This window comes from Lysinibacillus sphaericus (assembly GCF_006864135.1).
GTDB lineage: Bacteria > Bacillota > Bacilli > Bacillales_A > Planococcaceae > Lysinibacillus.
Genome location: NZ_SADV01000033.1, coordinates 13,404 through 39,207, shown reverse-complemented (window position 1 = coordinate 39,207; position 25,804 = coordinate 13,404). Strand labels below are relative to the sequence as shown.

Sequence of the window (25,804 nt, the reverse complement as noted above, 5' to 3'; positions counted from 1 at the left end):
TTAATGAAATCTCTGCGTACAAATCACCAAAAACTCCTTTATACTCAGGGAAAACTTGATCTAATACAGCTTGAAATTGTAGCTTTGTTTGAACCATAATTCCTGTCATATTTTCGTGTTGCCTTGTCAGATGCCGAAGGTTTAAAAGCCGAATACCACGTTTTTTCTGAGGCTCTAAATCCTCTTTGTAATATAGTTCGCCTAAGTGATAAGCATCAATGGCATCTGTTTTGGTTTTTCGTAAGCTAGAACTTTTTGCTCGGTAAGATATAATGGCAACGTACTCTCTTGCTTCTAAAAACTGAACAACTGGGGCATGGTAGTGTCCTGTGGACTCCAAAACAACAGGTGGTTTCATCCCTGTTTGATGCTCTAAATCTATTAAATAAGAGTGTAACTCTTCAAGCCCCTCCACCGTATGTTCAACTTTCACACTATTTTTATAGGGCATTTTTTTATCCAAGAACATTTGAATCTGACTTTCACCTTTTGCGACATCCAGACCAACTACTGGATTCATGTTTATCTCCTCCTAAGGTAGTGTATTGACCGGTAACCTCTATCTAGCTTGTTATTCATATCTTCGCTTGTTATACGAGATCGTAATGTCCCAACCAGCCTAATCATGTGTTAACAAGTAGAGGGCGAACAGTTTAGTTGTCGGGATCTAGTCCCACGGGTGCTTCCGTCCACCCCGGCTACTATCAATCTATAAATTGAATAAAAAATAGTCAACCAGATTACTCTGGCTGACCTTATAATACGAAGGGTGCTTTACTTCAATAAGGGGTAGAGTCTTTTTCTACTTAAACTAATGACGCAGTTTAGTCGAATAAGAAGGATATATATGGTGATGTTTATGTGAAAATATGGAGGTAATTATGAGCGATTCTATTAATTATAAAATATGGACTGTTTGTATGATTCAAAGTGAAGAGAAGGTTTTACTTCTGGATAGACAGCACGACAATTTCAAAGGATTTATCCCACCGGGTGGTAAAGTTGAGTTTCCTGAAAGTATTGTAGAGAGTGCTATTAGAGAAGTAAAAGAAGAAACTGGGTTAGAAGTTAGAAACCTTACTTATAAAGGGCTTTATGAATATGTTAATCCAGTCGCTAAAGATAGATATATGATATTTAATTACATAACAAAGGATTTCGAGGGTGAACTCTTGGAAGATGCTCCAGAGGGGAAAGCTGTTTGGGTAGATATAGAGAACGCATATAAACTTCCTATGCAGACATCGATACGTAGAAGATTTCCTTTATTTTTTAAAGATGGAACATTTGAGATTCAAGTTGAATGGAACCACGAAGAAAATAAGGAAGGGAACGTTACAATACGTAACACATAAAACTTCTTATTAGACTAATGGGGGCAAGTGTTCAATAGTGCAGTCGCTTTTCAATAACGTCGAGGTCAGTTCAATACATATATAACTAAAAAAATGCATAATCGATGTTCGTATTCAATTAATGGAGCAGTTTAGTTTTATATTTTTGGATTTAAAAGATAAAAGGGGGAAAAAGACATGCAAATACTATTAATTCGACACGGAGAATCGGAAGCAGATATTTTAAACGTCCATGAAGGGAGAGCTGATTTTGAATTAACGGAAAGAGGTAGAAAGCAAGTGGGAAGTTTATCACAAAAAGTAAAAAATGACTTCCCGCCAGATTTTATATGGGCAAGTACGTTAAAAAGAGCACGCGAAACCGCCGAAACATTAGGAGAAACTATTGGGTGCCCAGTGCAATTGGAAGAAGAATTAATGGAGTTTAATAATGGTGTACAAGCTGGATTATCCTTTGAAGAAGCTAAAAAGTATCCAGAGCCAAAATTTTTTCATGACCGTTTTGAAAATGGAGAATCATTCATAGAATTTCGAATGAGGATTGAAACGATATTTTCTAAGATTGTGACAGGAAATAAATATGAACGAATTGCGATTGTTGCTCATGGTGGGGTAATTAATAATATATTACGTGCTTTTTACCAAATGCCAATCAACATGGATTATTATTTTAAAATTGGAGATACAGGAATTAGTTTAATAGAACTTACTGATCAGGAAAAGGTAATTCACTTTATAAATGATACGAATCATTTAGAGAATATATAGGATAACTTTGATAAAAATTTGTTCAACCTTTTAAAAAATACGTTTTTAGATCAATAATATCCCACCGTTTAGATCAAGCTTTGTTTCAAAACGGTGGGGTTTTTATAACGCAAATCAACGTTTGCAGTCAAAGCTACAAGGAGGACATTTATATGAGGACGGATATAGATAATTGGGAATCAATCACCGTAGCAGAAATTTATAAGCTCTTTTCTACTATTCCAATTAATTGGGGTATTGCAGGGGGATGGGCTTTAGATTTACATTTAGGCAAACAGTCAAGGGTACATGATGATATAGATGTAATAATACTTCGAGAGGAACAATTGACTGCCTATAATCATTTGTCAGGTGATTGGATGTTATACAAAGCAGAGAATGGGAAACTTGTTCCTTGGCAAGAAGGCGAGTTTTTAAAAACCACAAATGATATTTGGGCTACTAAAAGCAGTAGTTCTCCCTGGGCTTTTCAAATTATGTTAGTAGAGACAGAGCAACAATCCTGGATATACAGGAGAGAAAAATCTATTCGAAGAAGATTAGAGGAAATATTTTTAAGAACAGATGATGAGATACCTTACCTGAGACCCGAGATTCAACTGCTTTATAAAGGTGGTAGCTCAAAGGTTAGAGAAAAAGATTTTAAAGATTTACAAATTATGCTTCCATGTTTACTGCCTAAACAAAGGGATTGGTTAAAAATGGCTTTGAAAAGACAGTTTCCAACTGGTCATTCGTGGCTTGATTATTTCTAAGTGTGAAATATGATTCAAAACATAAATTGAACCAACAAGATATAAAACTACTTTAATGTAAACTTGAGAGATTTAGTAAATAAGGTAATCAACTACTTAACTCTAAGGAGATATAAAATTGTACCAACTAATAAAAAAAGCACTTGAACCATACTCATTAGGGAACAAATCACTAATTATAGAAAAAGAGCTACACATAGGAAGTTGGAATAATGACCTACATTATAAAATAGTTGCTGATGGAAAAATTTTTTCTGCAAGGTTCATTAAAAAGGAGCGTTCCCCCAACACTGTATTTGGAGAAATCTCAAATAATATTTTATTTGAACAAACCAAATTTTGCCAATTTCTTATCGATAATCAAGTTCCGTTTATGTATTTATTCAGGATTTTTGGAGAGATTAGGTCGATAACGGGGAGTAAGCCAGTTGGTTTAGTTGAAGAAGGCTCCTTTAATTGATCAAACGTTTTTATAAAAATTTCATACTTAGTTAGAACGATTGACTTCATTTTAGTCATCCCAATTGAATACTTCTTCATGTGGGAGACTGCTACTGAATAAATATAAATATCTATGTGATTTCTGTTGACATTTTAAATGAAAATGATTATCATTATCATGTAAAGAATATTCCTTGACTACAATACAGTGTAGAGAGGATGAACTTTAGCTACTTTTCTCCAGAGGTTTGCTAGTTCATGATTACGAACCTGAAACCCCCCTTATATTTCGGGAACGTGAAAATTTCAGACGACTCACCTATGATAGGTAAGTCGTTTTTTTATGTACTTAGCGCTCGAAATCTAACAAAATAAAAGAAATAGATTTGTTATCAATTGAAGATTTAAGATACTTAAAAGGAGTAGCGGGCTCAAAGGTTTTAGCAATGTTATTTTAAATTGTTTAAAAATCTAAAATGTATCTGCTTTAATGCCAATTATTATAAATAGTCCACTTTTATATACCAGTACTAAAAATTTATCCGATTCTGAATAAAATATATCTTTTTATAAATGCCCTTCTAAATATAGAGAAGGGTATTAAATTTGAGTAAAATAATAGAACTAGGGCCGTTGTGCTAAAGCCATGGCAATCCATGCCCGTTGTGCCTCCCCGCCAGATAAAGCGGCGAGTACTTATCCTTGGATAAACAGAACCAATTGCATTTAGATAAACCTTTCTCTTTTTTTATTCGATTCTTGGCTTGAGTTTATTGTTTTAACCTTATGTCGTGTGTACTATACATTGAAAACAGGAAAGATTACGTCAAAGGAACTGGCCTGTAAAGAAGTAATCAAGGACTTCGATTTAAGCTATTCTCATATTCTTCAAGGGGCACTTAGATTAGAGGGATAGTCCAAGTTAAGTCTAATTAAAAAATCGATGGGAACGAAAGAAAGACAATGAACCATTTTATAAACTCTTTGAGAGCGTATTGTAATCAAACTTTTTTATCTAGATAAGTCTTCAAAAGTAATATCATAATGAATTTGCTTCATTGCTTCATTGCTTCATTAGAAAAAATCCATTTACTGATCCGTAAATGGATTTTTTCGTGTGCGCCCATAATGGACGCAATCTATGGGGCAAGTCCCGAACAACGAAAACAGAAGTAGTAGCTGACTAAGTGCAAGGGTGTCCGTGGTAACCTAAAATCTGAAGGAAGCAGGCAGCAAATTTCAATTTCAATAATAATTGGGCTTGCAAAATATTTACTCTTTGTATATATTGTATATAAAGTGTATGTACAATATTCGATATTTGAAGTAATTTGAATAACTTAATTAAAATGCACATGGGAGGAAAATGATTTATGAAATGGAAACTTCTTATGCTCGCTGGATGGTCAACATTAGTCGCTAGTTTATTCTTAGCTTCTCTTTCCGGTGAAGTTTCTGTACAGTTGTTCGACTCATCAAGATATTCTCAATATTTTATCCAAGGTCTTGTGATGAGCGGGCTGGTAGTGCCTATTATTTTATATTTATATAAGCATGTTTATCGGATGATAGGAGTTAAACCTAAGGTGTCGGTATATTCTTGGAAAAGGCTAAATCACTTTATTACTGGGGTTCTCTTGGCAAGTGCACTGGCTTCATTGGGATTCATTATAGCCAGTCTTCAAGGGTGGATAGTCATTGAAGACTGGCATACACCCGATCAGTGGTTTGGTGCGCTACTAATCAATATTTTATTTGCTATTTTTTATGAAGCTTTGCCAGAGGAATTTGGATTGCGAGGTATGCTATATGATGTCTTACGTCATAGATTTGCCGCTTGGCTATCAGTATTATTTCAAACCTTACTATTTGTATCTGTCACTGTAGCGGTTGCCCTGATTCAAGCGCTCGTTGGATTTACTCCAGGAGTATCCATTAACATCTTTTATATCATATTAATTTTTTGCTTTGGAATATGTTTGCAATTGCTCCGTTTGTGGACCGGAAGTATCTGGACTTCGATTGGCTTTCACCTCGCATACTTAGAAATCATGAGGTTTGCTATCTCTCCACATCAATATGGCGTACCACCAATCATAACCTACCATGAATCAGTGCTTGGAATCGGCCTCTTAATCTCTATTTGTATGATGATTATTGGGGGCATCATTGTATCACTCGTTATACTAGGTGCGAAGCGATTTATATGGAAAAGTACATAATTTGAACCAAAATGCTTTCATAGATTATTTGATTCAAATGTTTAACAATCGCAGCATAAAACAAAAAAGTCGACCCCATATTGTACTGGGAATCGACTTTTTATTTGCATAGAGTATGTTTTTTGGCTGAACCTCTAACGACAGAATTTAAACGTTTTAATTATTTTCTAAATACCATCAACTAAAGTGCAGAAGATATTTTGTTGTATTTATTTCTATTCCTAATATGTAATGCTAGACGAGTATATCCAAACTCATATTTGCTTATTTTGCATCTTTTGTCCACTCTGACACTTTATCTTCATTGTCTTTAATCCATTTTTTCGCGGCCTCTTTAGGATCAGCGCCTTTCATAATATCAAACATAACACTTTCAATATCTTCCGGAGTCCAGTGGAAGTTTTTAAGAACGCTATACACTCCCAGATTATCTTCTTTCAATCCTTTACGTGCAAATGTACCAATATATTCTTCGGCTCCGTATATACTTTTAGGATCGTCTAAATATTTTAAATCAAATGCGTTAAACTTCCAATGTGGAGACCAACCTGTAACGATGATTTCTTCTTTTTTCGCAATGGCTTGAGTAAGGGCTGCTGTCATTGCGCCTCCAGATGAGGTAACTACATTCCAGCCTTCAAGATTACTATATTCCTTATAAGCATTTTCCGTAGTTGCTGTCATATTTGCTCCAGGATCAATGCCAGTAATTGTTTTACCTGCTTCATCTGTTAAGTCTGCGATAGAGTTTACATCCATATAACTAGGGACAACTAAGCCAATTTTTGCACCTGAAAGGTTTTCTCCCAAATCTACTATTTTATCTTTGTACTTCTCAACTTGTGGGGCATGTGTTTGTGGTAACCAAGCTGACACCATACCGTCAACTTCTCCTTTTGCAAGAGCTTCCCACATAATTCCGTTATCTAGTGGTGTTAGTGTTACATCATATCCTAAATCCTCTAGAACTTGTCCTACTACGTTTGTAGAGGCAATTTCAGTATCCCACTCAACATAGGCTAAGTTCACTTCATTTTTTTCTTTATTTTTCGTGCCTTCACCATCTGAGCTACAAGCACTTAATACGAACATTAATGCTAAAGCCAATCCTATCTTTAATAATTTACCGACTCTCATAAAATCTCCCTCTCTTTATTATAGGATGAGATATAACTAAATATTAACAAGTAACAACTTAAAGTTATCAAAAGGTTGTTACTTTTGTCAAATTGGCTTATTTTAAAAATTGAAAATCTTAAATGGAGATTCGAGATAGGGAAAGAAAAAAGTTCATGTTTAAGAGCCGTTGAATCTTTAATTTAAGGCTGTCGTAAGGCTCACTTTAGATTTGAGAAAGGTAAATTTATTAATGTTTGAGTTGAACAGAAATGATTTTTTCCTATGAATACATCGGCTATTGTGCAAACACAAATCTTAGCAAAAAGTTTGGCTCAATTAATTCAGTAAATAAAGTTGATCTTTATGTTCAGGAAGGAGAGATTTATGGGTTTTTGGGCCCGAATGGTGCTGGAAAAACAACAACGCTAAAAATGCTGCTCGGACTCATTAAGGCTTCTGAAGGGACAATCCATATATTTGGGGAAAGTTTAAACAAACGTCGGTCATCCATTTTACAACGTACGGGATCCTTGATCGAATCACCAAAAAGCAATTGAAAATGCCAATGTCGTAATAGAATCATCTAATCAGTCGAATGATATAGCAAAGAGCATTTCGAAAACTTTACAAACAATACAGCATGTAGCAGAGTCATCCGTTGAAACCGTAAATAAGCACTCCGTTCAAAACATCGATGAACAAAAATTTTATTCCTTCATATCCTATGTGAGAATGGATTTTACGTTATTGAGGAGGAAAAGAATGCATTGGATAGCCATCATTCTTATTGGGATAGCTGCCAACTTAGATAATTTAGGAATTGGTCTCGCCTATGGTATTAAGCGAGTGAAAATACCCATATTATCCAATGCGGTAATTGCTCTAATTTCAATGATCGTCACATACGCTGCAGTAACAGCTGGAAGCGTAGTTATTAATTTTATCTCTCCGGATTTCGCAAATTTAATAGGGAGTCTTTTACTTTGTGCGATTGGGATATGGACTTTATTATCTAGTCGCTTTTCTAAACAAGGAATATTGGGAAATCCTGAAGTATTTGATGAGGATAAAAATTATATAATTTCAATTCGAGAAGCAATGACACTCGGCTTTGTCTTATCAGCCAACTGTTTAGCAGGAGGAATAGCACTTGGGGCCAATGGTATTTCTGCGATTTGGACAGTTATTTCTATCGGTGTCTTTTCGTTCATCACAGTAGGTGCTGGTGTTCATTTTGGAGTCTTACTGACAAAGACTTTTATTGGAAAACACTCAACCGCTATTTCAGGGTGGCTACTTATTCTTATAGCGATTATTGAAATAGTTTCTTAAATATAATAGATGTCTAGTTGAGATGAATAAATAGAAAGGGCATTTTAATTAAAAATATAGGAAATATCACATGTTATTTACGTGATATTTCTTTTTTTGAAGGTAATTTGACATATCGAAGACGAATTCGGTTTTGTTATTGACATACACTGGTATAAACGATTATTCTTGGTAATGAGAGTATAAATGAGAATGATTTTCGTTTTCAATAAATTACTTTCAATTATTTTTCAGAGGAGGCGTACAACACATGAAGAAATTAATGATGTTCGTCATGCTTGCAACTTTCTTTGTTTATAACTTTGCGTTACCACAAGCATCTGCTCAACTAGCTGACGGCACACATTCGATAAAATATCAGGTCAATAAACCTGAGAGCAACTCTGTATCCATTGCCAATGATTATTTTATAAAACCAGCAAAGGTCACATTGAAAAATGGGACAGCTACTGTTCAAATTACATTAAAAAATAGTGCATGGATCACAAAGTTCCAACCACCTGGTGGAGCAACTGTAGTAAGCGAAGATAAAGCAGTAGATACTCGTACTGTAAAATTTACAGTTAAAGATTTAACGAAACCTGTTGTGACTTCTATGAAAATTGATATTGACGATATTAATTATCACCACGAATACAGCGTTTCACTAGTATTTGATGCAGCATCTGGAGGAAGCACAACAACAGCATCAGATACGAAAACTACTAATACACCAACAAATTCTTCTGAAAGTCATGTGCCGAATCCTCAAACAAGTGATGTTACACCTTATTTATTAATTGTGGCATTAGTTGGATCAGCATTTTTACTTTATAGAAAAAAAATACAAACAAAAACGGAGGGTCAATAATGGCTAACAAACAACAATCACGCGCAACAAAAATAGTACTAGCTTCATTGCTAGCAGCATCGCTTTCAGCACCATCATTTGCATCTGCAAAGGTAGCTGAAGTAACGACTACAAATACTGAAGTAAAAGTAGGGGCAATTAAATCAGAAAATGTTGATACTATAGTAGATTTCCACATCTTTAAGCCTGGTACAACAGAACCCCAACCTGCCATTAGCGCTCATCTTGTTACAACAGGCACAATCGTTGAGAAGGATGGAAAATTTGAGGCAAAATTAACGGTAGCAGCAAAATCTGCTCCAATGATCGCGGGTTTACAAACAAAGCAAGGTGATAAGTTAGTAGATGCTACTGAAGTTAAAAATGCAGATGGCACAATTACATACAGTTTCCCAGCTGTAGCTGGTGAAGTATTACAAGCGAAAATTCACGTTGTCGTAGCTTCAGCTAATATGGACAAGTGGTATGATTTTGATTTAAAAGCAGTAGAAAATAAGGAAGCAACTACTACAGAAGAAAACGGTAAATCTGAAGAGATTAAAGAAGACGTTAAAGTAAATGAAGTGGCTATCACTGTTTACAAAAACGGTACTTCTGAAGAATCTATTATGAAGCAATATATTCAACCAAAAGTAGGCGTATCAGTAGTAGATGGTAAAAACGTAGTTACTATGACATTCCCTCAAGGTCAATATGTTAAAGGATTCAAAGTGGAAGGAAATGAAGCAACTTTAGTAAGTCAAGACGATACAACAAATACTAGTAAGTACTCATTTGTAGTGGGAGACTTAAAGAAACTTGTAAATGCTCAGCTACATATTGTTGTGAATGAGCCAGAAAAAGGCGTGAACTATGACTCAAACCATCAAGTACAATTTAGCTTTGCTGTCGAAGGCGCAGTGAAACCAGTGGTGAATCCATTTAAAGATATTAGTAATGATGGTAATAAAGAAGCAATCTTAGCATTATACAGTAAGGGAATTGTTAAGGGGCAAGATAATTTTAAACCATATGACAATATTACACGCTCTCAATTTGCGTTAATGATTGCTCGTTCATTAAACTTATCTTCTACAACAATTGCTGGATTTAAAGATACAGCGAAACTTGATACAGAACGTGTACAAGCAATCAATGCCTTAGCTGAGGCTGGAATTGTCGTGAAGGCAGAGAACTTTAATCCAAATGGAACACTTACTCGACAACAAGCAGCAGTGATGATTTACCGTGCAGTAGCACATGTTGCAGGAAAAGAAATGAACTATGGTGATCCAACCTTATCTTATTATGCTGATGGTGCAACTGTTACAAGTGAAGAAGCGAAAAAAGCCTTTGCGTTCCTATATGCAGGTAAAATCATGACTGGATCTGTAAATGCGAATGGCAAAACTGTTATTAATGCAAGCAGTCCATTAAAACGCACACAAATGGCAAAAATTTTAAATGGCTCATTACAATACATGAATAAATAGTACGGTTACAGCCACTTCCTTTCTCACTTATTAGAGGAAGGAAGTTACTGTGCTCTGAAAGAATTTGGAGGAATTTACACAGTGATTAGCAATAGAAAAATAGTTCAAGTATTCATTTTGAGTACTTTTTTACTGATGCTTTTCCCTCCATGTGTATGGCTTCAGGTAAAAGCTGAAGAATCTGTATTAGAAAATGGGAGCTATCAAGTTGAACTAAGTTTTTCATCTCTAGATGGAAGGAAAGACAATATTTTTAGCGAATTGGCGACAATAGATGTAAAGAACGGTCAATATAGCTTAAATTTGGCTATAAAGAAGCCATTGAGTATAAGAGATTTACATATCGAACAGCAGGAAAATGAGCTTTCGTCAAACGTTCAGACTGAAAATTTAGTTCAATTTGATGTCAAGGATTTACATCGGCCTATTATCATTAAAGGTGAGGTAGCATTTTCATCCTCTGAGGAATATGTCCCTTTTTCCAAGGAGCTTCAATTACAGTTAACAACCCTTTCAACAATTGTGCAAAAGGATGAGGAAGTTATTCCAGAAAACGAAATTGACGAATCTATTTCAGAAGAAATCTATGATAAGGAATGGTCAATGAATTACGTATTATTAGTAGATGGAAAGAACGAACAATCCATTATGAATACATATGTAAACCCTGTTGCAGAAATAAAAGAAAAGAACGGCAAATATTATGCTCATATGACAATTTTAAAATCTAATTGGATAACAGGCTTAACTGTAGATAAACAAGGAAAACAGGTAGAGCCAAAGTTTATTTCACTTGTAGACAATGCCAGAATTGTTGAATTTGAAATTAGTAATTTTGAAAAGCCAATACGAATGTGGGTTAAAGTTGATATACCTGAGATGTCTTATCATCATCAATATTTCGTAAATCTAAAATTTGATCAACAGCAGGTAGCGAAGTTTTTAAGTAAGCCCTCTGTAACAGCACCCTCTACGCGAGTAGCTAGTGAAAAGCAACCTGTTATTGTGAAAGAGAAAGTCAAAAAGGCACCAGTGGAAACACAACATGAGCCTGTAAAACCGACTCAGTTATCACGACCACTGCCATCATTCCAGCCAACTGTAACTGTGCCTAAGGAAGAGCAGTTAGCATTTGATCGTACACTTGATGCACCTATTGAAGATGAAGACGCCGCCGAGAAAGCTGATGTTAAAGAGGAGACTACTGAAAAAGTAGCGAAGGATTCAAAAGTCGATCAGCAGCTTGCTCAGCTGAATATTGTGAAGATAGTATTGCTAGTAGTAATTTGTATTTTATCGGGCTGGTCGCTCGTTCGCCGTTTTAAAAATGCAAGAAAAGATGCGACTGAACAGAAATAAGTAGGAGATGACTTTATGCAAAAGAATTGGAAATGTTGGTTGCTCATAATGGCGATGATGTCATTACTTTTGGTAGTCGTCGGCTGTAGTGATGGCAGTAAGCAAGAAAAGACAGAGACACCAACGGAAAAAGCACAACCATCAACTGAAGCAACTGATGCGAATGAACATCGTATTATTGCAGGAACAGTTGTTATTGCAGATATTCTAGATAAGCTTGAGTTGGACGCTATAGCAGTGCCTGAAACAGAAAAAACATTAGCAAAACGTTTCGATGAACTGCCTACTATCGGTAACGCAATGGAGCCAGATATGGAGATTGTTAAATCATTAAATCCAACAGATGTGTTATCAGTTTCAACGTTAGAGTATGATTTACAAGATAAATTCAAGCAGTTAAAAATTCCAGTTAATTTTTTAAACTTTCAAAGTGTTGATGCCATGCTTTCCGAGATTAAAACACTTGGCGAACGCTATAATCGCGTAGAACAAGCCGAGAAGCTAGTGAATGGATTACAAAAAAATATTGATGCTGTACAAACAGTTGCTGAGAACAAAGAGGGGCCGCGTGTATTAATCTTACTTGGTATTCCAGGAAGTTATTTAGTTGCAACTGAAAATTCCTATGCAGGAGACCTTGTGAAACGTGCAGGCGGTATTAATGTAATGGAAGGGCAGGACGCTGAATACTTGTCTTCGAATACTGAGTACTTGCACAATAGTAACCCTGATATTATTTTACGACTATCACACGGTATGCCAGATGAAGTTGTAAAAATGTTTGATGAGGAATTTACAACGAATGATATTTGGAAGCATTTTAACGCAGTGAAAAACGGCAAAGTCTATGATTTGGAGGAAGAATTGTTCGGTACTACAGCTTCCTTACAAGTGCCACAGGCTTTAGGACAGCTAATGGAAATCTTCTATCGTAAATAGAAACTAGAAATGTCGCTCGTATCGCAAGCATAGCCTTGCTTTTCTAATATTTCGATTAAGCCTTATGCCGAGGCATAAGGCTTAGAAAATTATGTTTCAGTCCCTTAGGAAAAGTTGTGGATGTACATGTAACATGATGGAATTTGAAAAGAAAAAGGAAGTCCGGTATGACAAAAAAAATTGTAAGCTTTTCAATTGTAATTGTATTATTACTTGTCTCAGTAGTTTATGCAGCAACGACAGGTAGCATTAAAATGGGCTTTTTTGAATTTATAGGTGCATTATTTGATGAAGGAAATAGTCAAATGGAGGCTATCCGAGATTTACGATTTCCACGAATCATTGTTGCGTTGTTTGCTGGTGCAGCACTTTCCGTTTCAGGGGTACTATTACAATCAGTTATGCGTAACCCATTAGCGGATGCCGGGGTTATTGGTATATCTTCAGGAGCGGCATTTGTCCAGCTCTTTATTATTTCCTTCTTTCCAGCATTATTTTTTATAACACCTATATTAGCATTTATGGGCGGGGCATTTGCCTGCGCACTCGTCTTTGCGTTGTCATGGAAGTCAGGCTTAAGTCCATTGAAACTTATTTTAGTCGGAATTGCTATTAATGCAATGTTCACGGGGTTAACAGAGGCTTTCATTAGTTTAGGCGGTTCAATGAATACTTCAGCTTCCAGCGTTGTAGGCTCAAACTTAACGATGCGTACGTGGAAGGACGTATCAACAATTGTTACTTATGGTACTGTCGGATTAATAGCCTCCTTTGCATTATATAGTTGGTGTAATCTGCTAGTATTACAAGACAAAACAGCAAAAAGTCTAGGCTTTCATATAGCTCGTGCTCGTCTATTAATAGCCGCTGTTGCGGTACTATTATCAGCTGTTTCTGTTGTTGTAGCAGGAGTTATCTCGTTCGTCGGTCTGTTAGTACCACATATTTCTCGTCGTATAGTTGGACACGATCATAAGGTGCTCATACCTTTTACAGCATTAGCTGGAGCTTTATTAATATTAGTGGCAGATACGATTGGTCGCACAATTGCTGTACCGCTTGAAATTCCAGCATCAACCATTATGGCGATTATCGGTGGGCCATTCTTAATATTCCTATTACGAAAAGAGTGAGAAGACATGGAAATACAAGATATTATTGTATCGCATGATAATACTCGAAATCATTTAGACGGTGTATCGACGATCATTCAAAAGGGCAAAATCACAACGATTATCGGTCCAAATGGCTGTGGAAAATCAACATTATTAAATGTTATGTCCCGCAACAATATGCCGATATCGGGGAATGTATCGTTAGAAAGCAAGGATTTGGTGCACTACAAGCCAAAAGAATTTGCAAAAAAACTAGCAATTGTCTATCAACAAAATGATGTACCGAAGGATTTAACCGTAGAAAAGCTAGTGAGCTTTGGACGTCTACCACATCATTCAATGCTAAAAAGAAATCATGAGGAAGATGTCAAAGCTATTGAATGGGCACTTGCTTGCACGAATTTACTGGAAAAACGAGAAAATGATTTAGAGGCTTTATCAGGTGGGGAACGTCAGCGAGTGTGGATTGCTATGGCTTTAGCACAGCAATCTGAAATTTTATGTTTGGATGAGCCGACAACATATTTGGATATTTATTATCAAATTGAGTTATTGGAGCTTGTAAAGGCATTAAATGAGGAATATGGCTTAACAATTGTTATGGTGCATCACGATATCAATCAGGCGATTCGCTATAGCGATCAAATCATTCTGATGAAAACTGGACAAATAATAGCCGAAGGAGCACCACGTAACGTCATTACAAGGGAAGTTATTAAAGATGTCTATGGGGTTGAAGCCATTTTCAATGAGGATGAGCAGTTTGGATTTTACATGGTGCCCCTTGCAATATAACTGGTGATACTATGAAAAAATGGGCAACTAAGTTTTTAACATTTATATATTTAGCTATATTCTTATACTCAGGTTTTGCATTAGGCAAGTACTTATACACGTACTATGAGACTTCAAAATCATTGGAAGAAGCACAAACGATTTACCAAACAACATTGGCTTCTTTAGAAGATAAAGCAGATGAAATCTCAACAACGCCATTTACAATCCGTCCACAATTCAATGATTTACTAACGGTAAATAATAATATTGTTGGATGGATTTCTGCAGACGGGACAAAGCTCAATAATCCAATTCTACAAGCTGAAAATAATGATTTTTATTTAAATCATAATTTTAAAGATGCAGAAAGTCGTGCAGGCAGTGTATTTATGGACTATCGTAATAATGTGCAAAACATAAACCAAAATACTATTTTGTACGGCCATGCCATGAAGAATAGTACGATGTTTGGGAGTCTTAAAAATTACTTAAATCAGCAATATGCAAATGAACATCCTATCATTTATTTAGATACACTGTATGAAGGTTATAACGTTGAAATCTTTGCCGCATATGAAACTACCATTGATTTTTATTACATTGAAACAGAGTTTAAGAGCAATGATACTTACTTAAAATTTTTAGACGACATTCAAGCACGCTCTTCAATCGAAATGAATGTAGAAATTGGACCGGAAGACAAAATTCTTACACTATCCACTTGTAAGGATTCTGTCATGAGTGACGACCATCGTTTTGTCGTCCAAGGTAAATTAGTGAAACGCAGATAGATAAGGAGTTTTCCCATTTCATAGGGAAGCTTCTTTTTATTTAAAGAAAGTAGTTGGAGTAAAATTTCTGAACCGGAGACATCGCTCACGTAGTTTCTGAAAATGCCTGGGTCAAAAATTTTTAAAAATAACTTGACGTAAGTAAATTATTAATATATAGTAAGTTACATAAAGTAATCAATAACTTTTCGTAACTGCTTTTAACTAGGATGCAAAAGAAGTAACTACAAATGTTTAACCTTAAACATAATTTAAGTAGTTACTTCATATTTTAAAATATATCTCGAATTCGAGATAAAAACAACCCAATTGGAGGAATTTATAATGACAAAATGGAACATTGATTTAGGACACTCAGCAATTAACTTTCAAGTAAAACACATGATGGTATCAAAAGTAAAAGGTGTATTCGATACTTATTCAGCAGATATTGAAGCGGCAGATCTTGCAGATTTAACAACAGCAAACATTAGCTTTACAATTGATCCAGCTAGCATCAATACACGTAGTGAAGATCGTGATAATCACTTAAAAGCAGCAGATTTCTTCGATGCTGAAAAATATCCGACAATTACATTTAAGTCTACAAACATTGCAAAAAAATCAAATGATGAATATGCGGTTACAGGTGATTTAACAATTAAAGACGTAACGAAATCAGTAACATTTGATACTGAATTTAATGGTAAAGGTACAAATCCATGGGGCCAAGAAGTTTATGGCTTTGAATCTACAACATCAATCAATCGTGAAGATTTTGGCTTAACTTGGAATGCTGCATTGGAAACTGGCGGTGTTCTAGTTGGGAAAGACATCAAAATTACAGTTGAACTGGAAGTAAACCCAGCTTAATTTTGTAAAGTGTGCTCGATTTCATATCGGGCACATTTTTTTATACTTAAAACATTGCCAAAAAATAACACAACAAATAAGTTGCCTGCATAATTTTAGTAATTACTGCATATAAAACATCATATTGTTTTTGGGGGCGATGGGATGAATGTATTAGTGACAGGTGGTTATGGTTTTATTGGTAGTGCAGTGGCGAGGCGTTTTTTTAAAGAGGGTGCAAATGTTTATATTATTGATAATTTAAGTACCGGTCATTTACGCAATGTCGACTTTGATCATAAATCTTATCTTTTGAATGTGGAAGATGAAGTTTGTGAGCATCTTTTTAAAGAAACATCATTTGATGTGGTCATTCATTGCGCAGCACAAACGAGTGTTCAAAAATCGGTGCAAGAGCCAGTGAAGGATGTTTTAACGAATATTGTAGGGCTTAGTCAGATGCTCTTCTTATCGTCAAAATATAAAGTAAAGCATTTTGTTTTTGCCTCGTCAGCAGCTGTTTATGGAGATAGTCACTATCCACCATTAGAAGAAACAGATGTTAGTGAGCCGATTTCGATGTATGGATTAAACAAAAGTATTGGTGAGACATACTGTGAAAAATGGCAAAGAGATTATCGTTTACCAACATTAATTTATAGATTTGCTAATGTATTTGGTCCAAGGCAATGTATGCTGGGGGAAACGGCGGTTATTCCTAGCATGTTAAAAAGCAGTATAGAAGGAAAGCCCTTTACGATTTATGGAGATGGAGAACAAACACGAGATTTCATATATGTAGATGACATTGCGGATGCTATTTATGCTGGTGTACAGGCTAGATTACAGGGCATTTATAATGTATCAACGAATGAGGCATGGTCGATTCATCAAGTCATTTTATTATTACAGCATTTAAATCATCCTTTAGAAATTCAATATGCACCTGCGAGAGAGGGAGATATTGAGCATTCATTTTTAAATAACGCTAAGTTGGCAAAGGCGATAGGGTGGAGACCAAAAACTACTTTTGCGGAAGGCATAGAGCGTACATTGCAAGTATTACAAAATGAAAAGATAGTGGGAATTTAATTAAATTATACAAAAGGTGATTGGAGTGGGGACTAGGTGACTCCATAGAGACCAGCGAAGCGGAAAGCAACCATTATACTTTGAAGATTTATCGGAACAACTTCAGTTTCTATCAACTATGGGTGACTCATTGGGGATGGGCTCAAAATATGTAGGTGATGATCAGTGTATTCTTTGACGATTTACCCTAAAAGGGAAATCGTCTTTTTATATTTTTAAGGAGACGGAAAGTTAGAATTCGTAAACAATTGTGCATCGTATTATTGGTATTACGCGGTTACGCCTATAGTATAATTAAAGGAATGCTGTGGAATTGAACGGGGGCCTACAAATGCTAGTAGATTTTAGAGTGAAAAATTGTTTGAGTTATAAGGATGAAACACTATTTTCAATGGTGGCGGGAAGCCGTATTCGAAAATTAAAGGATACACATACGATGAAATATGACTCATTTCACCTTGTAAAAAGTGCCTTTATTTTCGGACCAAATGGAAGTGGAAAATCAAATTTATTCACTGCTATTAAAATTTTACGTTCTTTATTGTTTAACTTTGAAAATCTTCATAATGTTAAACAACTACGCTTGCCCTACCAGCCGTTTAAGTTAGGAAGTCAGCAAGAACAACCGACAGAATTTATGATTTCGTTATTACTAGATGGGGTACTGTACGATTATGAGGTACAGTATAATGCATCACAGGTTCTTTATGAAGGTCTAACTAAAACGACAAAGTCTCTAAAAGTGGAGCTTTTTAATAGACGATGGGATGGTACGGAATATTTGTATGAAACTGCCGATGGTACTGCGCTAGAATTGACAAAATATACGCGTGATAATACAGCTTTCTTATCGGTATTAAATGTCTTTAATGACCCAGATGCTACGAAAATATTTGATTGGTTTTTACATAAAATACTATTTTTAGATGAAACAAATCGGTTATCAAGTCATCCACTTATTCGTAAACTTGAAGAGGAACCCTTTAAGAAAGAGGTTATAAAGTTACTAAAGATTGCAGACTTTTCTATTCAAGATGTAACGGCAAGACGGGTTGAGCGAAGAGAGAAAAATACTATTGGCTATGATTTTGACACTTCAGAGGTTATACAAGAAGTGGATATCGATTTGCACTATTTATCGTTCGATGAAGTAGGCGCGCCGATCGGGACAGAAACGATCAATTGGACGATGGATTCAAAGGGGACAGTCCGTATGCTGCATTTAGCATGTGTCATGGTCGAAGCATACAATAAAGGGAAGACAATCTTTATAGATGAATTTGACACAGCATTTCATGTGTCCATCTGCGAATTTTTAATGGCCATTATGAACAGCAAGCGTAATGTTACGAATCAATTTATTGTCACAAGTCATGAAATTGATTTATTAGATCAGCCACTACGTTCCGATCAAATATGGTTTGTGAATAAAAGCTTTAAAAATGAATCCGAGTTATACTCCTTATTTGATTTTGCAGATTTACAGAAGAAACGCGGGGATATTTCCTATGCCAAGCGTTACTTAAAAGGAGAATTTGGAGCTACACCGGTTATTAATGAATATTTATCAGATCAATATTTAACTTCTTTGGAGCGGGTATCCAAACATCCGCTGAAATAGAGGAACTCAGTCTAAGAACGCCACGTCCTGTGGCAATTTATCTGCAATTATGCCCGGGTTTAATTAATAGGAAGTGGAGGTATTTGAGCAGTGAGAGTGCGTCAACAAGGGAATCGAACACTGCGTAAAACAGTTTTAATTTATTGTGAAGGTGAAACCGAACGCATTTATTTTGAGCAAATGCGTATTTTAAAGCGCTCAAAAATGGTAAGTGTCAAAATAAAAAACGTCAAGCGTTCGGCTATTAAGCTAGCCCAGCATGCCTATCGAGATTCAAGCTACCAATATTTTGATGAGGTTTGGATTGTTTTTGATAAGGATGATCTAACTGAAAAGCAATTAGAGGAAGTTAATGACTTTTGTGAGGAGAATAGTATTCATATTGCCTATTCAAATGAAGCATTCGAATTATGGCTATTGTTGCATTTTGAAGAAGTCGATCTATCTGAAAAGTATCCTCGTGCCGTATTAAATGACAAGATGGAGCAGCATCTTGGGGTAACACGTTATTTTCGTCATAAAGCAGATGAGTCAGTCATTGCACCTATCGCATTCCGACATGAGGTCGCTATTAAAAATTGCACGTATATGATGTCACTTCGTAAGACGGAAAGCCGTGACAATCCTTATTGCAATATACATGAAATGATAAAATACATATTTTAACTTCTTTCAGCAAAAAGTCGTTCTTTGTGCAAGCACAGACCGATTCTGGACGCATTGTTTATCTGTAGCGAAAGCAAAGCGACAGCTACAATTATACCGAGGCATAACTGATGGTCAATCAGTAGGTTTTCTATTACTAGTTAATGGAGAGCCTGCTATTTTTATTTCTCGAAAGGTAGGGATAACAATTATTAAAAGTATGACATATATTAAGTTGATTGGAGTGGAACTTTTTCGATGCGACAACAACTAAAATTTATTTTATGTTCCACTCAAACATGTAAATAAATTTTTTGTATTTGGGAATAATATCAGAGGCCATGACAATTGAACTGTACATATGACGCGAATTTAAACCTATAAATGATTGAAAAGTGTATGTTGTATTCGTAATTTTTCCAGACGATCTACCTTGCCTTTTCTTTCTAAAAAGACTACAATGAAATTAAGTTAATATACTAGGTTTGAGCGATTGAGAGACCATTAAAAACATATGTACATTTGTACATGTGCCTTTAATGGTCTCTTTTTTTCGCTTTAAATAAGGAGGAATTTCATTATGAGCACAGCTTCAGCAATACAACGTCAACAAACGATTGAAGAATTACAAAGTAAAGAATACGATTTATTGGTGATCGGTGGTGGGATTACAGGTTGTGGTATCGCACTTGATGCAATTGCTCGTGGTCTATCTGTAGCGTTAGTTGAAATGCAAGACTTCGCCGCTGGTACTTCTAGTCGTTCGACAAAATTAGTGCACGGTGGACTTCGTTATTTAAAACAATTTGAAATAAAAGAGGTTGCAGATTTAGGAAAAGAACGTGCGATAGTTTATGAAAATGGACCGCATGTAACAACTCCTGTTTGGATGTTACTGCCATTCCATAAAGGAGGCACATTCGGCAAATTCTCAACGAATATTGGCTTACGTGTCTATGATTTTTTAGCAGGGGTTAAACGTTCTGAGCGTCGATATATGTTAAGTCCTGCAAAAACAATGGAAAAAGAACCTTTGGTTAAAGGCGAGGACTTACGCGGCGGTGGTGTATATGTAGAGTATCGTACAGATGATGCACGTCTGACAGTCGAAGTTGCCAAAGCTGCCATTGAAAAAGGTGCTACACTCATTAACTATGCAAAGGCAGAAAACTTTTTATACAATGATGAAAAGAAAATTAATGGTATCGTAGCACAAGATTTAATTGCCCATAACGCATTTAATATTCGAGCAAAAAAAGTTGTAAATGCTGCAGGTCCATGGGTAGATGAAGTTCGTACTATCGAAGGACAACAAAATGGTAAGCATTTAATTTTATCGAAAGGCGTGCATATCGTTTTTGATGAATCTAAATTCCCACTACGTCAAGCTGTCTATTTTGATACACCTGATGGTCGTATGGTGTTTGCGATTCCTCGAAATGGGAAAACGTATGTTGGAACGACAGATACATTTTACGAAGGCGATGCGCGTGAAATGAATATCCATCAAGAAGATCGTGATTATATTATGAAAGCAATTCATTACATGTTTCCAAAAGTTAACGTCACTGATTCAGATATCGAATCAAGCTGGGCAGGTGTTCGTCCATTAATTCATGAGGAAGGTAAAAATCCATCTGAAATTTCTCGTAAGGACGAAGTATGGGAATCTGCTTCGGGACTTGTGACAATCGCTGGCGGTAAATTAACAGGTTATCGTAAAATGGCTGAAACGGTTTTAAATATGATTGCGCAAGATTTAGAACAACGATTTGGCATTGCATCAAAACCATGCTATACAAAGCAGATCCATATTTCCGGTGGAGATGTTGGGGGCTCCCAAAACTTACATGCCTTCGTGTCGAAACGAACAAAAATGGGTGTTGATATCGGATTATCGGAAGAGGAAGCAAAACATTTAGCACATCATTATGGTTCTAATGTGGATACTGTTTTGGACTATGCTAAAGAAAAACATCCTGTTTTACCACAAGCGCTATACGCCCAGTTATTGTATGGTATTCATCATGAAATGGTTGTTCATCCAAACGACTTTATGATTCGTCGAACAGCGTATATGTTCTTTAATATCGCTCTTGTGAAACAATATAAAGACGCGGTATTAGATGAAATGGCAAAACAATTACATTGGTCTACTGAACAACGTACACAATATGAAAAAGATCTAAATTTAGAAATAACAAGAGCTACAACTGCATTATAATAAAAAGGAAGGTCGTCTTAATGGCGGCCTACTTTTTAACTTATTTCAGCGGGTGTCCAAACATCTGTACCTGTCGCTACGCTTTCGGTACAAAAAACATCCGCTGAAATAAGTTAAGCCTCCGGCGGATGTCACGGAAAACGGAAAGGAATGCTTTGTGCTAGCACAAAGCCGATTCCGGACGCAATTATGCCGAGGCATAATTGATGTAAAGGGGAAATCAAATGAATTTCAATAATCAACAAATTATTCCCGCTGCACGTACAGTTAAGCAATTTGATGAAATATTAAATAGTCGATTCGAATACATTGTTCTATTAGAAGTGCATATTAGTTTGCTCATGTCAATAAAGCGAGAGGCAGATCGTAACGGTAAAAAATTAATTATTCATGCAGACTTAATTCATGGCTTAAAAACGGATAACTTTGCAGCAGATTTTTTATGTAATGATATCCGTCCAGCAGGTATAATTTCCACTCGATCTAATATGTTAATAAAAGCAAAATCTCGTGGAATTATTGCCATTCAGCGCGTCTTTTTAATTGATACGATTGCACTAGAAAAAAGCTTTTCAATGATTGAATCAGCGAAGCCTGATTATATTGAATTATTACCAGGCATCATTCCTTCAATGATTTCAGAGGTACACCAGCGAACAAAAATTCCTGTTATTACAGGTGGACTAGTTCGCACTGTTGAAAGCATAGAGGAAGCGTTATCAGCTGGAGCAGTAGCTATTACAACATCAAATAAGAACTTGTGGGAAAATTTCCAAAAATATTGTTGACTATGTATATTATTTTCTCTACAATGTACATAAGTTAAAAAGCGCGTGGTTAGGAAAAGGAACCCACATTTAATCATCTGCATTATAACGTGCAGTTTGTTTAAGTGTGGGTTTATTTTTTTACTAAGTGCACTATTACAAAGGGGGGCTTCTTGTATGTCAACATTTACGGCTGAACTTGTCGGCACGATGATTCTTATTTTATTCGGTGGTGGCGTTGTTGCAGGTGTATCACTGCACAAATCGAAAGGCTTTGGCGGTGGATGGGTAGTGATTACATTTGCTTGGGGTCTAGGTGTGGCTATGGCTGCATATGCTGTTGGTGGTATTAGTGGGGCTCATTTAAATCCTGCTTTAACGATCGCGCTTGCTACAATTGGTAATTTCCCGTGGGAAGACGTACCTTCTTACATTGCTGCACAATTGATTGGTGCATTTTTAGGGGGGATACTCGTTTATTTTATGTATCTACCACATTGGAAAGGTACGAAAGATCCGGAAGCGAAACTGGCTGTATTTTCTACAATGCCTGCTATTAAACATCCATTATCAAATTTAATCTCAGAAATGATTGGTACGTTTATACTTGTTTTAGGTATTCTAGCATTGGGAACAAATTCGATTACGGATGGTTTAAATCCATTTCTAGTAGGTATGCTAATTGTAGTCATCGGGATGGCATTAGGGGGTCCTACTGGTTATGCAATTAACCCTGCACGTGACCTAGGCCCACGTATAGCTCACTTTTTCTTACCAATCCCAGGTAAACGTGACTCAGGGTGGTCATATGCATGGATTCCAGTTGTAGGTCCAATTATCGGTGGTACTTTTGGTGCTCTATTCTTCCAACAAATTTTTGAGGGGGAAAATAGTATCACATTTTGGGTATTTGCTATTATCGTAGTTATTATTTTTATCAGTGCACAAATGACAGTGAAAAATGTTAAAAGTGAAGAGTAAATCAATTATGCCTCGGCATAATTGTAGTTGTCGCTTTGCTTTCGCTACAGAAAACATTTGTAGCTGACGCTTTGCTTTCGCTACAGAAAAAACATTTGTAGCTGACGCTTCGCTTTCGCTACAGAAAAACATTTGTAGCTGACGCTTCGCTTTCGCTACAGAAAAACATTTGCTGAAAGAAATAAAAAATTATTGGAGGTATGTCCGATGTCAGAAAAAAAATATATTTTAGCTTTGGACCAAGGTACAACAAGCTCACGTGCTATTTTGTTTGATGAAAAAGGGAGCATTCTCCACGTTGCACAACAAGAATTCCCGCAATATTTCCCACAATCCGGATGGGTTGAACATCATGCAGAAGAAATTTGGTCTTCTATTCTTTCTTGTATCGCTACAGTGCTCTCTGCAAAAAATATTGAATCAAATCAAATTGCTGGGATCGGTATTACAAACCAACGCGAAACAACTGTTGTTTGGGATAAACATTCAGGAAAACCAATTTATAATGCGATTGTCTGGCAATCACGCCAAACGAACGCTATTTGTGAGGAATTGAAAGAAAACGGTTACAATGATTTATTCCGTGATAAAACAGGTTTATTAGTCGATGCATACTTCTCAGGTACAAAAGTAAAATGGATTTTAGACAATGTTGAAGGTGCTCGTGAAAAAGCAGAAGCAGGCGATTTATTATTCGGTACAATTGATACGTGGTTAATATGGAAGTTAACAGGTGGTAAAGTCCATGTTACAGATTATTCAAATGCTTCTCGTACGTTAATGTACAATATTTATGATTTAAAATGGGATGAAGAAATATTAGACATTTTAGGTGTTCCAGCTTCTATGCTTCCTGAGGTTCGTCCTTCTTCAGAAGTGTATGGATATACGGAGGAAGCTCTGTTCTTTGGTTCTGCTGTTCCAATTGCAGGGGCTGCGGGTGATCAACAAGCGGCTCTATTCGGTCAGGCTTGCTTTGAAGAAGGTATGGTTAAAAACACTTACGGTACGGGCTGCTTTATGTTGATGAATACTGGTGAAAAGGCAGTAAAATCAGAGAATGGCTTATTAACTACGCTTGCATGGGGCTTAAATGGTAAGGTTACTTACGCTTTAGAAGGCAGTATTTTCGTAGCTGGCTCTGCTATTCAATGGTTACGTGACGGCTTACGAATGTTCCGTTCTGCTTCAGAATCTGAACAATATGCTGCACGTGTAGAGTCGGCTGACGGCGTTTATGTAGTTCCTGCATTCGTTGGTCTAGGTACACCTTATTGGGATTCAGATGTACGAGGTGCAGTCTTCGGTTTAACGCGCGGTACTTCTAAAGAACATTTTGTACGTGCAACATTAGAATCGTTAGCGTATCAAACAAAAGACGTACTTGGTGCAATGGAAGCAGATGCCAATATTCCACTAACGAAATTACGTGTAGATGGTGGTGCAGTCGCAAACAATTTCTTAATGCAATTCCAATCGGATTTATTAAACGTTCCTGTTGATCGTCCGGTCATTAACGAAACAACAGCTTTAGGTGCTGCGTATTTAGCAGGTTTAGCAGTTGGCTTCTGGAAATCACCAGATGAAATTAGTGAGTATTGGAATTTAGATCGTCAATTCACACCTAATATGGATGACTCACATCGTGAAGAAATCTATGCAGGCTGGAAAAAAGCTGTTGCAGCTGCTCAAGCATTTAAATAAACATATAGCTGAATAGTGATGAAAAAAACCTTGATAGGCAAATTTGAAGCGAATCCGGTTGTTAGACAAATATCTAACTGAGGTCACTTCACTTGCCGGTCAAGGTTTTTTAGGTCTGTACTCATATTTGTACTTACATATTTTGAAGATAGAACTAAGGTGACTATAAAAATAACAACAAATACATTACTATCCGCAATTGCAATAGTATGTTTTATCGTAAATTAAGGAAAATTGAATGTAGATTTGAATAAAGTCGCGACGTATATAAAAAGTTTGACTGAAAATCCTGAGTTGATATGCAGGATTTTTTCTTTTTCCACAAGCGTACCAGATTTTTGAAGAAGAGTATCAAAAAACGTGTGGCTATCAAACCTAAAAAACTCCGAGTAAGAGATTTTGGTGTCTTTTACTCGAAGTAAAGTTCAGTATAGTGTCTTAACTAGTTATTGTGTGGCTCATTATGATCGTAATTTTAACAGTTTTATTTGACTCCTTTTGGTTCATCACCAAAAGCTGTGTATGACTTTTGTTAAAACGTCTACTTGTAAATAGTTGATTAGAGTGGAGACTGGGCGACTCCTCGGGGATCAGCGATAGAGGAACGAAGGCTAAAAGCATCACATCCTGTGATAACGGCTTCG

The 25,804-nt window shown here is 36.2% G+C and carries 22 protein-coding genes and 3 pseudogenes; 23 read left to right on the top strand and 2 right to left on the bottom strand.

The features are described from left to right. Nucleotides 1–520 (bottom strand): IS110 family transposase (locus C7Y47_RS22680; RefSeq protein WP_142510818.1); only part of this gene is annotated, 520 nt, incomplete at its 3' end. Nucleotides 521–881: 361 nt separating this feature from the next. Between C7Y47_RS22680 and C7Y47_RS22675 the strand changes: the two genes are divergently transcribed. The 6 genes and pseudogenes from C7Y47_RS22675 to C7Y47_RS22645 all read left to right on the top strand — a co-directional run bounded on the left by C7Y47_RS22675 (nucleotide 882) and on the right by C7Y47_RS22645 (nucleotide 5,541). Further along, nucleotides 882–1,355 carry an 8-oxo-dGTP diphosphatase gene (locus C7Y47_RS22675; RefSeq protein ID WP_142510817.1) on the top strand — a complete coding sequence of 158 codons (474 nt, stop codon included), beginning with the start codon at nucleotides 882–884 and terminating at the stop codon, nucleotides 1,353–1,355. Between the two features lie 177 nt (nucleotides 1,356–1,532). After that, the gene (locus tag C7Y47_RS22670) at nucleotides 1,533–2,123 is read left to right on the top strand and encodes a histidine phosphatase family protein (protein ID WP_142510816.1); all 591 of its coding nucleotides are present in this window, start codon (nucleotides 1,533–1,535) and stop codon (nucleotides 2,121–2,123) included. A gap of 152 nt (nucleotides 2,124–2,275) precedes the next feature. Beyond that, on the top strand, nucleotides 2,276–2,878 hold the full coding sequence (locus tag C7Y47_RS22665) for a nucleotidyltransferase domain-containing protein (protein ID WP_142510815.1): 603 nt from the start codon (nucleotides 2,276–2,278) through the stop codon (nucleotides 2,876–2,878). A gap of 118 nt (nucleotides 2,879–2,996) precedes the next feature. Next, complete coding sequence (locus tag C7Y47_RS22660) at nucleotides 2,997–3,338, top strand: hypothetical protein (protein ID WP_142510814.1); 342 nt, start codon at nucleotides 2,997–2,999, stop codon at nucleotides 3,336–3,338. 723 nt (nucleotides 3,339–4,061) lie between these two features. Continuing rightward, nucleotides 4,062–4,342 (top strand): annotated as a pseudogene (locus C7Y47_RS26195) (aminoglycoside adenylyltransferase domain-containing protein); the annotation flags it as partial. 350 nt (nucleotides 4,343–4,692) lie between these two features. Beyond that, nucleotides 4,693–5,541: a CPBP family intramembrane glutamic endopeptidase gene (locus C7Y47_RS22645; RefSeq protein WP_142510813.1), complete on the top strand. Its 849-nt coding sequence runs from the start codon at nucleotides 4,693–4,695 to the stop codon at nucleotides 5,539–5,541. Between the two features lie 264 nt (nucleotides 5,542–5,805). On the opposite strand, the gene C7Y47_RS22640 is transcribed toward C7Y47_RS22645, so the two are convergent. Further along, the gene (locus tag C7Y47_RS22640) at nucleotides 5,806–6,678 is read right to left on the bottom strand and encodes a glycine betaine ABC transporter substrate-binding protein (protein ID WP_142510812.1); all 873 of its coding nucleotides are present in this window, start codon (nucleotides 6,676–6,678) and stop codon (nucleotides 5,806–5,808) included. Nucleotides 6,679–6,942: 264 nt separating this feature from the next. Between C7Y47_RS22640 and C7Y47_RS22635 the strand changes: the two are divergent. From C7Y47_RS22635 to glpK, 17 genes and pseudogenes are all read left to right on the top strand, one after another. Beyond that, nucleotides 6,943–7,205: pseudogene (locus tag C7Y47_RS22635) on the top strand (ATP-binding cassette domain-containing protein); the annotation flags it as partial. 217 nt (nucleotides 7,206–7,422) lie between these two features. Further along, nucleotides 7,423–7,992 (top strand): manganese efflux pump, encoded by a 570-nt coding sequence (locus C7Y47_RS22630; RefSeq protein WP_142510811.1) that lies wholly within the window; start codon nucleotides 7,423–7,425, stop codon nucleotides 7,990–7,992. Nucleotides 7,993–8,242: 250 nt separating this feature from the next. After that, on the top strand, nucleotides 8,243–8,842 hold the full coding sequence (isdC, locus tag C7Y47_RS22625; RefSeq protein WP_142510810.1) for a heme uptake protein IsdC: 600 nt from the start codon (nucleotides 8,243–8,245) through the stop codon (nucleotides 8,840–8,842). Further along, nucleotides 8,842–10,314, top strand: a complete 1,473-nt coding sequence (locus tag C7Y47_RS22620) for an NEAT domain-containing protein (RefSeq protein ID WP_142510809.1) — start codon at nucleotides 8,842–8,844, stop codon at nucleotides 10,312–10,314. The genes isdC and C7Y47_RS22620 overlap by 1 nt, the downstream gene beginning before the upstream one ends. Before the next feature lie 81 nt (nucleotides 10,315–10,395). After that, a complete protein-coding gene (locus C7Y47_RS22615) occupies nucleotides 10,396–11,673 on the top strand; it encodes an NEAT domain-containing protein (RefSeq protein ID WP_142510808.1) in 1,278 nt (425 codons plus the stop codon). A gap of 15 nt (nucleotides 11,674–11,688) precedes the next feature. Then, nucleotides 11,689–12,612, top strand: a complete 924-nt coding sequence (isdE, locus tag C7Y47_RS22610) for a heme ABC transporter substrate-binding protein IsdE (protein ID WP_255505303.1) — start codon at nucleotides 11,689–11,691, stop codon at nucleotides 12,610–12,612. A gap of 167 nt (nucleotides 12,613–12,779) precedes the next feature. Further along, nucleotides 12,780–13,783: pseudogene (locus tag C7Y47_RS22605) on the top strand (FecCD family ABC transporter permease). Further along, complete coding sequence (locus C7Y47_RS22600; protein ID WP_142510806.1) at nucleotides 13,752–14,522, top strand: ABC transporter ATP-binding protein; 771 nt, start codon at nucleotides 13,752–13,754, stop codon at nucleotides 14,520–14,522. Before C7Y47_RS22605 ends, C7Y47_RS22600 begins: the two are co-directional and overlap by 32 nt. Nucleotides 14,523–14,533: 11 nt before the next feature. Next, nucleotides 14,534–15,295 carry a class B sortase gene (gene srtB, locus C7Y47_RS22595; protein WP_255505302.1) on the top strand — a complete coding sequence of 254 codons (762 nt, stop codon included), beginning with the start codon at nucleotides 14,534–14,536 and terminating at the stop codon, nucleotides 15,293–15,295. A 324-nt stretch (nucleotides 15,296–15,619) separates the two neighbouring features. Beyond that, nucleotides 15,620–16,147: a YceI family protein gene (locus tag C7Y47_RS22590; protein ID WP_142510804.1), complete on the top strand. Its 528-nt coding sequence runs from the start codon at nucleotides 15,620–15,622 to the stop codon at nucleotides 16,145–16,147. Nucleotides 16,148–16,291: 144 nt separating this feature from the next. After that, nucleotides 16,292–17,218, top strand: a complete 927-nt coding sequence (locus tag C7Y47_RS22585) for an NAD-dependent epimerase/dehydratase family protein (protein ID WP_142510803.1) — start codon at nucleotides 16,292–16,294, stop codon at nucleotides 17,216–17,218. Nucleotides 17,219–17,549: 331 nt separating this feature from the next. Beyond that, the gene (locus tag C7Y47_RS22580) at nucleotides 17,550–18,839 is read left to right on the top strand and encodes an AAA family ATPase (protein ID WP_142510802.1); all 1,290 of its coding nucleotides are present in this window, start codon (nucleotides 17,550–17,552) and stop codon (nucleotides 18,837–18,839) included. Nucleotides 18,840–18,929: 90 nt separating this feature from the next. Next, complete coding sequence (locus tag C7Y47_RS22575) at nucleotides 18,930–19,505, top strand: RloB family protein (protein WP_142510801.1); 576 nt, start codon at nucleotides 18,930–18,932, stop codon at nucleotides 19,503–19,505. Nucleotides 19,506–20,064: 559 nt separating this feature from the next. Then, a complete protein-coding gene (locus tag C7Y47_RS22570; protein ID WP_142510800.1) occupies nucleotides 20,065–21,708 on the top strand; it encodes a glycerol-3-phosphate dehydrogenase/oxidase in 1,644 nt (547 codons plus the stop codon). Between the two features lie 224 nt (nucleotides 21,709–21,932). After that, the gene (locus C7Y47_RS22565) at nucleotides 21,933–22,496 is read left to right on the top strand and encodes a glycerol-3-phosphate responsive antiterminator (protein ID WP_142510799.1); all 564 of its coding nucleotides are present in this window, start codon (nucleotides 21,933–21,935) and stop codon (nucleotides 22,494–22,496) included. 156 nt (nucleotides 22,497–22,652) lie between these two features. Then, nucleotides 22,653–23,456, top strand: a complete 804-nt coding sequence (locus C7Y47_RS22560) for an MIP/aquaporin family protein (protein WP_142510798.1) — start codon at nucleotides 22,653–22,655, stop codon at nucleotides 23,454–23,456. 207 nt (nucleotides 23,457–23,663) lie between these two features. Continuing rightward, a complete protein-coding gene (gene glpK / locus C7Y47_RS22555; protein WP_142510797.1) occupies nucleotides 23,664–25,160 on the top strand; it encodes a glycerol kinase GlpK in 1,497 nt (498 codons plus the stop codon). The last annotated feature ends 644 nt before the right edge of the window (nucleotides 25,161–25,804 follow it).